At 68.1% G+C, this 13103-nt stretch carries 6 protein-coding genes; 5 read left to right on the top strand and 1 reads right to left on the bottom strand.

Translation table 11 applies throughout. The features are described 5' to 3' along the window. Positions 1-74 precede the first annotated feature (74 nt). The 4 genes from VGK20_01635 to VGK20_01620 all read left to right on the top strand — a co-directional run bounded on the left by VGK20_01635 (position 75) and on the right by VGK20_01620 (position 11772). Complete coding sequence (locus VGK20_01635) at positions 75-7907, top strand: hypothetical protein (protein ID HEY2772731.1); 7833 nt, start codon at positions 75-77, stop codon at positions 7905-7907. Positions 7908-8108: 201 nt separating this feature from the next. Continuing rightward, positions 8109-9305, top strand: a complete 1197-nt coding sequence (locus VGK20_01630; GenBank protein ID HEY2772730.1) for an amidohydrolase family protein — start codon at positions 8109-8111, stop codon at positions 9303-9305. A gap of 56 nt (positions 9306-9361) precedes the next feature. Further along, the gene (locus VGK20_01625; protein ID HEY2772729.1) at positions 9362-10126 is read left to right on the top strand and encodes an SDR family NAD(P)-dependent oxidoreductase; all 765 of its coding nucleotides are present in this window, start codon (positions 9362-9364) and stop codon (positions 10124-10126) included. A 14-nt stretch (positions 10127-10140) separates the two neighbouring features. After that, positions 10141-11772 (top strand): AMP-binding protein, encoded by a 1632-nt coding sequence (locus VGK20_01620; GenBank protein HEY2772728.1) that lies wholly within the window; start codon positions 10141-10143, stop codon positions 11770-11772. Between the two features lie 365 nt (positions 11773-12137). Here the strand turns inward: VGK20_01620 and VGK20_01615 are convergent, their stop codons facing one another. Continuing rightward, a complete protein-coding gene (locus tag VGK20_01615; GenBank protein ID HEY2772727.1) occupies positions 12138-12260 on the bottom strand; it encodes a hypothetical protein in 123 nt (40 codons plus the stop codon). Here VGK20_01615 and VGK20_01610 point away from each other — a divergent pair. After that, the coding region (locus tag VGK20_01610; GenBank protein HEY2772726.1) for a hypothetical protein at positions 12259-13103 on the top strand (845 nt) is incomplete at its 3' end. The genes VGK20_01615 and VGK20_01610 overlap by 2 nt on opposite strands.

Here is a 13103-nt window from a genome sequence, read left to right as displayed (position 1 = left end):
ACGCTGTACGCCGAGCGACTGCCGTCGTCGATGAGCGTGTCAAAAGCGCTGCGTCAGCGACGAAAGGGGGTCGGATGACGGTTTCTTCTTCTTCGCGGCGGTCATCTCCTTCGTCGAGCAGGCGTTCGCGCGTCGCGCTATCGCTGCTCGCCGCATCGATCGCATTGCTCGGCAGCGGCGCCGGCGCCGGCGCCCAGGTCGTCAATCCGAACGGCCCCGACCTGTGCATCACGCCGCGAGCCGCGCTGAACGGTAAATCCATCTCGAGCTGCACGGCCGCGGACTTCGGCGTCGCGGGAATGTCGAACGCGGTCGTCACCGGCGGCGGCTGCAACGGGCTTCCCACCGACACCGTCACGTTCCACGCGGACATCACCATCGCCCCGACATCCCCGCAGCGCTACGACGGCGCCGTCTACATCGCGAAGGACGGCGTCAGCGCCGAGACCAGCACGCAGTGCTACATCGATCTCATCCGCACTCCCGGCGCCCCTGCGCCCTATGACCAGGGCCAGAACATCGACGGCGACTTCTGCCCCGACTACCCGGGCTCGGCCTCGGTCACCGGCAATTTCGTCATCAACACGGGTGACATCACGGTCAGCTGCTACGACTCCGACAACAACGGTTTCCTCGATCTGAACATCTGCTCCAGCTACGACAACAACGCCGGCAACAACTGCGCGGACTACACGCAGGCGTGGCCGGCGACCAACTCCAAGTGCAAATGTGTCCAGGTCGAGCCGAGCCCGGCGATCGCCGTCACGCACTGCACGACGGGCGCCTGCTGCTCGGGCGGCTTTTTCGTGACGGCCGGCACCGTGTGCCGCTCGGCGTCCGGCATCTGTGACACGGCCGAAACCTGCACGGGAACTTCTTCAGCCTGTCCGGCCGACAGCTTCGTCGCCTCGACGACGACGTGCCGCAACTCGGCGGGCATCTGCGACAATGCCGAGAAATGCACCGGGACCTCGGGCGCGTGTCCTGCCGATTCCTTCGTCGCCTCGACGACCGCCTGCCGCGCCTCCGCCGGAATCTGCGACAGTGCCGAAAACTGTACCGGGACCTCCGCTGCATGCCCGTCGGACTCGTTCGTCGCATCGACGACTGCGTGCCGCGCCGTGGCTGGGGTCTGCGACGCGGCCGAAAACTGCACCGGCACCTCGGCAGCGTGCCCGGCCGACTCATTCGTAGCCTCGACAACGACGTGTCGCACGACGAACGGCATCTGCGACGTGGCCGAGAAGTGCACCGGGACATCGGCGGCCTGCCCTGCCGACTCGTTCGTAGCCTCGACGACGACATGCCGCACTTCTGGCGGCATCTGCGACGTCGCCGAGAACTGCACCGGAACTTCGGCGGCGTGCCCCGGTGATTCTTTCGTAGCATCGACCACGGCATGCCGCTCGTCGGCTGGAATCTGCGACGTCGCCGAGAACTGCACCGGGACATCGGCGGCTTGCCCCGCCGATTCTTTCGTTGCCTCGACCACGGCGTGCCGCTCGTCGGCGGGAATCTGCGACGTCGCCGAAAACTGCACCGGGACGTCGGCCGCATGCCCCGCCGATGCTTTCGTTGCCTCGACCACCGCGTGCCGCACCTCGGCCGGAATCTGCGACGTCGCCGAGAACTGCACCGGCACGTCGGCCGCATGCCCCGCCGACAGCTTCGTAGCCTCGACGACGACATGCCGCACCGCGGGCGGTGTCTGTGACGTCGCCGAGAACTGCACCGGAACATCCGCCGCATGTCCGGCCGACAGCTTCGTCGCGTCCACCACGACTTGCCGCAGCTCGGGCGGCATCTGCGACGTCGCCGAGAACTGCACCGGAACATCCGCCGCATGCCCCGCCGACAGTTTCGTCGCATCGACAACGACCTGTCGCGCGTCGGGTGGCATCTGTGACGTTGCCGAGAACTGCACCGGGACTTCGGCCTCGTGTCCTGCCGATTCGTTCGTCGCCTCGACCACCGCGTGTCGCGCCTCGGCCGGCGTCTGTGACGTCGCGGAGAACTGCACCGGAACTTCCGTCGCCTGCCCCACCGACGCTTTCGTGACTTCGACGACGACGTGCCGCGCGACGACCGGTGTCTGCGACGTCGCCGAGAGCTGCACCGGAACTTCGGCGGCCTGCCCTGCCGATGCCCTTGCCGGATCCACGACCGTCTGCCGCACCGCGGTCAGCATCTGCGACGTCGCCGAGAACTGCACCGGCCTGCTCGCCTCGTGCCCTCTCGACCTCTTCGCGCTTGCCACCGTCACGTGCCGCGCCTCGGCCGGCGTCTGCGACGTCGCCGAAAACTGCACCGGACTGTCGTCGACATGCCCTGCCGATTCGTTCGTCGCCTCGACCACCGCGTGCCGCGCATCGACCGGCGTCTGCGATCCGTCAGAGAATTGCACTGGAACTGCGACGGCATGTCCCGCCGATGCGTTCTCCGCATCGACGACGGTCTGTCGCTCGACGGGCGGTGTGTGCGACGTCGCCGAGAACTGCACCGGAACGACCGGTGCGTGCCCGGCCGATGCGTTCGTCGCCTCCACGACGACCTGCCGCGCCTCGGGAGGTGTCTGCGACGTCGCCGAGAACTGTACCGGAACCTCGGCCGCATGTCCCGCCGACAGCTTCGTCGCGTCCACAACGACCTGTCGCGCGTCGGGTGGCATCTGTGACGTTGCCGAGAACTGCACCGGGGTTTCGGCCTCGTGTCCTGCCGATTCGTTCGTCGCCTCGACCACCGCGTGCCGCGCCTCGGCCGGCGTCTGTGACGTCGCGGAGAACTGCACCGGAACTTCCGCCGCCTGCCCCACCGACGCCTTCGTGTCTTCGACGACGACGTGCCGCGCGACGACCGGTGTCTGCGACGTCGCCGAGAGCTGCACCGGAACCTCGGCGACCTGCCCGGCCGAAACCCTGGCCAGTTCCACGACCGATTGCCGCGATGCGGTCAGCATCTGCGACGTCGCCGAGAACTGCACCGGACTGCTCGCCTCGTGCCCGCTCGACCTCTTTGCGCTCCCCACCGTCACGTGCCGCGCCTCGGCCGGCGTCTGCGACGTCGCCGAAAACTGCACCGGACTGTCGTCGACATGTCCTGCCGATTCGTTCGTCGCCTCGACCACCGCGTGCCGCGCATCGACCGGCGTCTGCGACGTGGCCGAGAACTGCACCGGAACGGCAGCGGCGTGCCCGGCCGACTCGTTCGTCGCCTCGACGGCGACTTGCCGCGCAGCCACCGGCGTCTGCGACGTGGCCGAGAACTGCACCGGAACTTCCGGCGCTTGTCCTGCCGATGCGTTCTCTGCATCGACGACTCTTTGCCGCTCAATCGCCGGCGTCTGCGACGTCGCCGAAAACTGCACCGGGACGTCGTCGACGTGTCCGGCCGACGCGTTCGTCGCGTCGACCACGTTGTGCCGCGCATCCACCGGCGTCTGCGATCCGTCGGAGAACTGCACCGGCCTGCTCGCGACGTGTCCGCTCGACGTCTTCGCCCTTCCCACCGTCACGTGCCGCGCTTCGGCCGGCGTCTGCGACGTGGCGGAAAACTGCACCGGAATTTCCGGCGCGTGCCCGGCCGATGCGTTCGTCGCATCGACGACGCTGTGCCGCGCGTCGACCGGCGTCTGCGATCCGTCCGAGAACTGCACCGGAACCGCCGCGGCATGTCCCGCCGATGCGATCGCGGCATCCACGACCGTTTGCCGCGCGTCCGGCGGTGTCTGCGACGTCGCCGAAAACTGCACCGGCACTTCTGGTGCGTGCCCCGCCGATGCGTTCGTCGCGTCCACTACCACTTGCCGCGCGTCCGGCGGCGTCTGCGACGTCGCCGAAAACTGTACCGGAACCTCGGCGACCTGCCCGGCCGATGTCCTGGTCAGCTCCGCCACCGTTTGCCGCGATGCGGTCAGCATCTGCGACGTGGCCGAGAACTGCACCGGCCTGCTCGCCTCGTGCCCGCTCGACCTCTTCGCGCTTCCCACCGTCACGTGCCGCGCCTCGGGCGGCGTCTGTGACGTCGCCGAGAACTGTACCGGACTGTCGTCGACATGCCCGGCCGATTCTTTCGTCGCCTCGACCACCGCGTGCCGCGCATCGACCGGCGTCTGCGACCCGTCCGAAAACTGCAGCGGAACCGCAGCGGCGTGCCCCGCCGATACGTTCACCGCATCGACGACGGTGTGCCGCCCGAGCGGCGGAGTCTGCGACGTCGCCGAAAACTGCACCGGCACTTCCGGCGCGTGTCCGGCCGATGCGTTCGATGCGTCGACCACGCTGTGCCGCGCATCGACCGGCGTCTGCGATCCGTCCGAAAACTGCAGCGGAACCGCAGCGGCGTGCCCTGCCGATACGTTCACCGCATCGACGACCGTCTGCCGCGCATCCGGCGGCATCTGCGACGTTGCGGAAAACTGCACCGGAACCTCCGGCGCCTGCCCGGCGGATGCGTTCGTCTCTTCGACGTCGACGTGCCGCGCATCGACGGGCGTCTGCGACCCGTCCGAGAGCTGCACCGGTACCGCAGCGTCGTGCCCTGCCGATACATTCACCGCGTCGACGACGACATGCCGCGCATCCGGCGGCGTCTGCGACGTCGCCGAAAACTGCACCGGGACCTCCGGCGCGTGCCCGGCCGACGCGTTCGTTTCGTCGACGACGACGTGTCGCACCTCCACGGGAGTCTGCGACACGCCCGAAAGCTGCACCGGCACTGCTGCCGCCTGCCCTGCCGATGCGTTCGTTTCGTCGACGACGACGTGCCGCGCATCCGGCGGCATCTGCGACGTAGCCGAGAGCTGCACCGGAACCTCCGGCGCCTGCCCCGGCGACGCGTTCGTCTCTTCGACGACGACGTGCCGCCCCTCCGCCGGAGTCTGCGACACCGCCGAGAACTGCAGCGGAACTTCCGCGGCGTGCCCTGGAGACGCGTTCCTGTCGGCGGCGGCGCTGTGCCGCGCTTCGACCGGCATCTGTGATCCGTCCGAGAACTGCAGCGGCATCGCAGCAGCGTGTCCGGCCGACTCGTTCACCGCATCGACGAGCGTCTGCCGTCCGTCGGCCGGAATCTGCGATCCGGCCGAGAACTGCACCGGCACTTCCGGCGCCTGCCCCGCCGATTCGTTCGTCGCATCGACGACGACGTGTCGCGCATCGGGCGGCATCTGTGACGTTGCCGAGAACTGCACGGGCACGTCGGCCGCGTGTCCCGCCAACACGTTCGCCTCTTCGACCACGGCCTGCCGCCCGTCGGCGGGAGTCTGCGACGTCGCGGAGAGCTGCACCGGCGCCTCGGCGTCCTGCCCGGCCGACGCGTTCGTCGCTTCGACGACCGTGTGCCGCGGATCGGGCGGTGTCTGTGACGTCGCCGAGAACTGCACCGGCGCCTCGGCCACCTGCACCGCCGATTCGTTCGCGGCATCGGCCACGACCTGCCGCGCGGCGGTTTCGCAGTGCGACGCCGCCGAGAACTGCACCGGCGCCTCGACGTCGTGCCCTGCCGACGCCTTCCGCTCGGCAGGTTTCGCGTGCGGAAGCTCGAGCAGCTCGATCTGCGACGCACCCGATACCTGCGACGGTTCGGGAAGCTGCCTGGTCAATCACGCATCCGCGTCTATCGTGTGCCGCCTCGCCGCCGGTGAGTGCGACGTCGCCGAGAACTGCGACGGCAACGGCTCTTGCCCGTCCGACGGCTTCAAGCCGGACGGATCGGCGTGCGGTTCGCAGGCCTCCAGCTCCTGCGACCAGCCCGATACCTGTCTTTCCGGGGTCTGCCAGACCAACCAGGTCTGCGAAGACTGCGCGGCATCGCTGCGCAAGACCCACACCGGCGATACCACGCCGGGCGGCGAGGTCACGTACACGCTGCAGTGGTCGAACTCGTGCCGAAATCCGGTCTCGGATCTGAACGTCACCGATCCGATTCCGGGCGGCATGACCGTCGAGTCGGCCTCGTCGCCGGTGGCGACGACGACGATCAGCGGCAACACCGTCACGTTCCACATGGATTCGTGGGGCGGCGGCGACGTCGGCCAGGGCACGATCACGGTGCGCATCGCCGACAGCACCGAGCCGGGGACGACGATCGTCAACACGGCGTCGCTGACGACCGCCGGCATCCCGTCGGCCGAGGCCACCGACAAGCTGAACGTGCGTTCGCAGGCGGACCTCTGCCCGGTCGCGCTGCGCAAGGTGCACTCGGGCAACGACAACCCGGGCGGCACGATCCAGTACACGCTGCAATGGTCGAACGCGTGCGCCGACGACCTGGCCGACGTGACGATCAGCGATCCGCTGCCGGCGGGACTGACGCTCGTGTCGGCGTCGTCCGGCGACGCCTCCGCGTCCGTCTCAGGCAACACTGCGACCTTCACTGCCGACCCGTTCAAGGCGGGCACGGTCGGCCAGGGCTTCATCACCGCGACGATCGATCCCACGATGAGCTCCGGCGCGTCGGTCCTGAACGTCGCGACGCTGTCGGATCCGGCCGGGCACTACGCGACCGCCGACAACGTGTTCCACGTGCGCGACGACGGCACCGGCGGCGCTACGCTGTCGTGCTTCCTGCGCGCGCAGATCTACGCGACGCCCGGCAGCTTCGTGAAGTACGAGCTGCGTTACAAGAACGGCTCGGAGAGCAACTCGGTCAACCTGACCATGCCCGACGATGTGACGATCATCAGCGCCTATCCGACGCCGACTGCGCAGCAGGGCCAGACGCTGTTCTGGGACTCGCTCGCGGCCACCGCCGGCAAGGTGAAGGTGAACACGCAGGTGAGCCCGCTCGCTCCCGACCAGACCGTGCTGCCGAGCAGTGCGACGATGAACGACGGTGCGGGCAACAACGCCGTGTGCGAGCAGACCAGCGTCGTCACGGCGTCGAACAAGCTGTTCGCGTCGATCCGCTCGCAGACCTACAGTCGCGCGGGCCTGACGCTGCGCTACACCGCGCGTTACCGCGAAGCCGTCGGGCACAACCAGCTGACGATCTCGCTGCCGGACGAAGTGACGGTGCTGCGCTCGCAGCCGGCGCCGAGCGGTGGCAGTGAGCGCACCCTGACGTTCAGCGACCTGATGGACCCGTCCGGGTCGGTCAAGATCGACGCACAGATCGCGGCGGACGTCGCCACCGGCACCGTGCTCGTCGGCAGCATGACGATGAGCGACGAGACCGGCACCATCGTTGCATCCGAGACCCAGACCGTGATCGGCCTCGGCACGACGGGCGGCGGGTCCGGCACTCCGGCCCTCGACGTGACGGCGCTGCGCTCGGTGACTCCGGGCACGACGACCGACGTGGCGATTTCGTACTCGGGACTGGTGAGTCCCTCGACGCTGACCATGACACTGCCGCCGGAGATGACGCCGGTGCTGGCCGTGCCGAGCGCGTCGCTGCTGCCCGACGGCGCGCAGTGGCGGCTCACGGACACCAGCGGATCGGTCAAGCTGCGCGTTGCCGTCAGCTCGAGCGCGGTTGCGGGCTCGACGCTGCAGATCGCCGCCTCCGCGCTGGACGGCAGCGGCACGACGTACAACGGCCAGGCTTCGACGATCGTACGTGACGGCTCGACGGCGTCGGGACCAACCGTGTCGCTGACGCTGCCGCGGACGGTGACGTCCGGCCTGACGTCGGACGTCTCGGCCGACTACGCCAATCTCACCGGCACCGGAACGCTGGTGCTGACGCTGCCCGACGGCATGAGCGAGCAAAGCACGACGCCGAACGGTGCGACGGTCTCCGGAAACGACGTCGTCTTCAGCAACCTCGCCTCGGCGAGCGGATCGGTGAAAGTAAGGACGCTGGTCTCCAGCAGCCTCGCGAGCGGAACTTCGCTGCCGGTCAGCGTGACGGTGAGCGACGGCAGTGGCGCTTCGGCCAGCACGGCTTCTTCGACGTCGGTCCGCTGATCCCCTTCCCCCCGGGCGCGGGCCACTGCGGTGGCCCGGGCCCGGGAACTTCCTCCCGCACGATCGATCGACGGCCCCGCCGCCAGGCCGGCCCTTGTCTGCCCGACTAGAACATGTTCTTGTTCGGGTGACTCGTCGGGGCCGCAGGCGCACGCGAATTCGGGGGCGCCGCAGGCGCCCCCGCAGGAAGGAAACCGCCGGATGACTCATCTCGACTACCTCAGCTTCGACGGCGACAACCACTACTACGAGACCCGCGACGCGTTCACGCGCTTCATCGAGCCGAAGCATCGCGACAAGGCGGTGCGCGTCGTGCGCGGGGCCAACGGCACCGAGAGCGTCCGCATCGGCGAAAAACCGTTCACTTTCCTGGCCGACATGGAGCTGAATTACGACGTCACGCTGAAGCCGGGATCTCTTCGCGACTACCTGCGCTACCTGACCGGTGAACACTCCGGCGGCGACGACGGCATCAAGGAGCCGGTGCAGCCGGCTTACGTGAACCGCGAAGCGCGCCTCGCGTTGATGGACGCCCAGAAGCTCGAGAGCGCGTTGCTGTTCCCGACGCTCGCCGTCTGCGTCGAGCACTTCATGAAGGACGACGTCGAGCAAAGCTACGCCAACCTGCGCGCGTTCAATCGCTGGCTCGACGAGGAGTGGGGCTTCTCGTACCTCGGCCGCATCTTCGCGCCGCCGATCCTGTCGCTTCTCGATCCGGCCGAAGCGGTCAAGGACCTGGAGTGGGTGCTGTCGCGCGGTGCGCGCATCATCGGCATGAGGCCCGGGCCCCAGGGCGGCAAATCACCGGCCGATCCGGTGTTCGATGCGTTCTGGTCGCGGGTGAACGAAGCGGGCCTGGCAGTGGCGTTCCACGTCGGCGAGTCCGGTTACAACGAGGCGATGTCGGTGGCCTGGGGAGAGCAGCCCAACCCGAGCTCGCACAGCCAGTCGGCCTTCCAGTGGTGCAATTTCTACGGCGACCGTCCGATCATGGACACGATGTCGGCGCTGATCTTCCACAACCTGTTCGGCCGCTTCCCGAACGTCAAGGTCGTCAGCGTCGAGAACGGCTGCCTGTGGGTTCCGTACCTGCTCAAGGCGATGGACAAGATGAAGGGCATGGGCCGCAACGGGCCGTGGATCGGGGGCCGCTGGTCGGGAAGACCGAGCGAGGTGTTCCGCCGCCACGTCTACGTCTCGCCGTACCACGAAGAGGACATCCCGCACCTTTGCAGCCTGATCGGCACCGATCACGTCGTCTTCGGCTCCGATTTTCCGCATCCCGAGGGACTCGCCGAACCGGTCGATTTCGTGCACGGCTGCGAAAAGATGAGCGCCGCCGATACGCGCCTGATCATGCGCGACAACCAGCGCCGCCTGGTCGGCCTGAATTCCTGAAGCGACTGCCCGTATATCCACCGCCCGAGCGAGCGTCAGAAAAAAGGCAGTCCCCCATGTCGAGAGACTTCGAAGGCAAGGTCGCGCTGGTCACCGGCGGCGCCGGTGCGGGTATCGGAAGCCACAGCGCCGAACGCATCGCGCGCGAAGGCGGACAGGTGGCAGTGGTCGACATCCACGAACGGCGTTGCCGGGAAGTCGCGCATCGGATTGCCGCCGACACCGGCGCGCGGGTGCTTGCGTTTCCCGGTGACATCGCCGACCGCGCGCGCATGCGCGACGTCATCGGCGAGATCGAAGCGTCGCTCGGTCCGGTCGACGTGCTCGTCAACAACGCGGCCGAAAACGTGCTCGCGCCGATTCGCGAATTCACGATGACCGACTGGGACCGCGTGCTCGACGTCGACATCACGGCAGCATTCCACCTGACGCGGCTGCTGCTGCCGGGGATGATCGAGAGGCGTCGCGGCGCCATCGTCAACATCTCGTCGATCGCCGGCTGGCTCGGCGATGCGAACGAAGGCCGCGAGGCGCCGTACGCGTGTGCAAAAGCCGCGCTGTTCGGCCTCACGCGCAGTGTCGCGTTCGAGGGCGGCCCGTTCGGCGTGCGCTGCAACGCGATCGCGCCGGGCCTGATCTGGTCGAAGTTCGTCGCCCGCTATGCCGACCAGTTCCAGAGCGAAGTCGATCGCACGCCGCTGCGACGCTTCGGCAAGCCCGAAGAAGTCGCCGAGCTCGTGGCTTTCCTCGGCTCGGACCGCTCGGCCTTCATCACGGGCGAAGCGATCAACATCAGCGGCGGCTGGTACATGAGACCGTAGGCAGCGGGATCGGCGTGGAAGACACGGCATCGCTCGTCCGCGCCCGCCATCTCGTCGTGCCCGCGTCGCGGCCGCCGATTCCGGGAACAGGGCCGCAGACGGTCGCCGACATCCTGGCAGGACCGCTTGCACGCTGCCCGGACAGGACCGCGCTGGTAGCCAGGCACTCGCGTTACACGTACCGCACGCTCGACGTTGCCGTCGACCGCGCTGCGGCAGCGCTTGCATCGCTCGGCGTCGGTGCGGGAGACCGAGTTGCAGCAAGCCTCGGCAACCACGCCGAGATCGTCATTGCATTCCTCGCGACGATGCGCCTCGGAGCACTGTGGGTGGGCGTGGCCAGGCCGCTGGCGCCCGCCGAAAAAGCGTACATCCTCGCCGATTGCGAAGCGTGCGTGTTCCTCGGCGATCGCGCGATGTGCGCGCAGGTGGACGGCGTGCGCGCCGCGGTGCCGTCGCTGCGCCACGTCCTCGATGCCGATCCCGGCGATGCGCAGTCGAAGTGGAATGCTGCCCTTGCGCACGCCGGAAACGACGTGGCCGAGCGAGTCGCGATCGATCCGTTCGCGCCCGCGGCGATTGCCTACACGAGCGGCACGACGGGTTTCCCCAAAGGCGCCGTGCACAGCCAGCACAACCTCGTGCTGCCCGGCGCCGTCGCTGCTGCGACCGGCGCCCATCCGATCGGGCAGATCCACGGGGTGCTGCTGCCGCTCGGCGTGCTCAACCTGATGGTCCTCGTGCCGCTGCTGGTGTTCCAGATCGACGGGACATGCGTGTGCATCGACCGCGTCGATGCCGAGGGCGTCGCCGAGTGGGTGCGAAACGAAAACGTCGCGCATTTTGCCGCGGTGCCGGCCACCTACCACGACCTTCTGACGCACCCGCAGGTAAGCGGGGCAGACCTGGCCAGCCTCGTGCGGCCCGAAGTGGGCGGCGCCGAGTGTCCGCCGTCTTTTCTTCGCCTGTACCGCGAGAGGTTCGGCGCCGACGTGTCGATCGGCTACGGCATGACCGAGGCACCGACCGCCGTGACCCGCTCACCGGGCGACACGCCGCCGCAGCCCGGCCTGATCGGCCGGCCGCTACCGCAGATCGAAATCCGGCTGCTCGACGAGAACGGACGCCAGGTTGCCGACGGCGAGGTCGGCGAAATCTGCGTCGCCCCTTCGTCGCAAGGACCGTTTGCCGGCGTGTACACGCCGATGCTCGGCTACTGGAACAAGCCGGACCAGACGGCGGCGGCTCTGGTGGACGGCGTGCTGCACACCGGCGACCTCGGTGTGCGCGACCCCGCCTCCGGCCAGCTCTACATCCGCGGCCGCCGCGGCGACCTCATTCTCAGAGGCGGAGCCAACGTCTACCCGGCCGAAGTCGAAAGGGTTCTGCATGCGGACCCGCGCGTTGCGGCGTGTGCGGTATTCGGAATTGCTGACGAAAGGCTCGGCGAGCGGGTCGTCGCGGCCGTCCAGGTTGCCGACGGAGCAGGCAGCGTGACAGCCGAGGAGCTGCGCGAAGTCTGCGCGACCGCCCTGGCCCGCTACAAGGTGCCCGAACGCTTCCACTTCGTCGCCAGCGTGCCGCGCAACTCGATGGGGAAGATCGTCAAGCGAGAGCTTCGGCGCCAGCTCGGGCTCGACGACTGACAGGCACGAAGCCTGGTCCGGCCGGCGTGCCGGCACCGCTCTCAGCCGGCTCTTGCAGGAACTCCCGACCACCCCCGGCGGACCCTTGCAGCCGCGCAATCCCGGTTTCGCCGGTCGGCCAGCGTGACGAATTTTTCCCGCAAATTCAGGTATTTTTTCCTTGCAACTGACAATACGTCCAGCCATGGTCCCCCAATCCGGGGGGTGCCAGTTTGGGGCTGGCGCAGTCGGCGCGGCGACTTGTCTGTCGCTGCAGGGGACGCGGCTCGGGCGCGAGGCGGGCGCGGCAAAAAAACCAGGGAACGCGGCTTCCATCGGGAACTCGCAAAACAGCAGGCGCGGCCACGCCGCGACGTCCAGGGGGTCTACATGAAGTTTCGCGAGTCTTCGGCCAGGCGCCGCAGCACGAGCTTGTCGGCGACGATCGCGTTGCTGGCCACCATCGGCGTGATCTCGAGCACACCGGCCGCGCACGCCGCCAACTGCATGGCGGCAGCCTCCGGCCTGACCAACCTGAACTGCACCGCCAACGACTTCTCCGTCTCGTCGATCTCCGTCACCAATGTGATTCACGCGTGCGAGTTCGTCGGCGACACGTTCACGTTCGACGGCACGGTCAACATCAGCTCCGGACACGCTAACCGTTTCGACGTCGGCATCTACATCGGCGCCGACGGCTCCGATGCCCTTTCGGGCGGCAACTGCGACGTCTATGACTTGCCGATCCCGCCGGCTCCGAACCTCGAATCGAGCCAGGATCCTGCCGACACCTGCGGCGACTACGACGGCAATGCCGACTCCGTTCCGGTCTTCGGCGTCTCGGTCCTCTGTACCGACAGCAACGGCAACGGCACGTTCGACATGAACGTCTGCACGAGCTGGGACGTCAACAAGAACCACACGTGCACCGGCCCTTCCGAGGCATTGCCCAGCGCCGGCTCCAAGTGCCAGTGCCAGCAGGTGGAGACCGACCAGTCGGTCCCGACCTGTGCGGTCAACAGCGACTGCGCCAGCGACGGCAATCCGTGCACGAATGAAGTGTGCCTGGGCCACGGTGCGCCTGGCGCCGACATCTTCGGATGCGGCAGCACGCCGAACACGGGCTCCTGCGACGACGGCAACTTCTGCACCGTCGGCGACACCTGCACCAACGGCGACTGCGTCGGCACGGCCAACCCGTGCAACGACAACAACGACTGCACCACCGACTCCTGCAACCCCGACCTCCAGGCGTGCAGCAACGCCGCGCGCACCGGATCCTGCGACGACGGCAATTTCTGCACCGTCGGCGATACCTGCCTTGACGGTGCCTGCCGCGGCGCGCCGAACTC

This window comes from Candidatus Binatia bacterium (assembly GCA_036493895.1).
In the GTDB taxonomy this organism is placed as follows: Bacteria; Desulfobacterota; Binatia; order UBA1149; family CAITLU01; genus DATNBU01.
This window is presented reverse-complemented; position numbering and strand designations above follow the sequence as displayed.

Bases quoted from the DNA above. Each gene is read 5' to 3' on its own strand.
- VGK20_01630 (HEY2772730.1), top strand. From the start codon at position 8,109: ATGACTCATCTCGACTACCTCAGCTTCGACGGCGACAACCACTACTAC.
- VGK20_01635 (HEY2772731.1), top strand. From the start codon at position 75: ATGACGGTTTCTTCTTCTTCGCGGCGGTCATCTCCTTCGTCGAGCAGG.
- VGK20_01615 (HEY2772727.1), bottom strand. From the start codon at position 12,260: ATGCAGTTGGCGGCGTGCGCGGCCGGTGTGCTCGAGATCACGCCGATG.
- VGK20_01625 (HEY2772729.1), top strand. From the start codon at position 9,362: ATGTCGAGAGACTTCGAAGGCAAGGTCGCGCTGGTCACCGGCGGCGCC.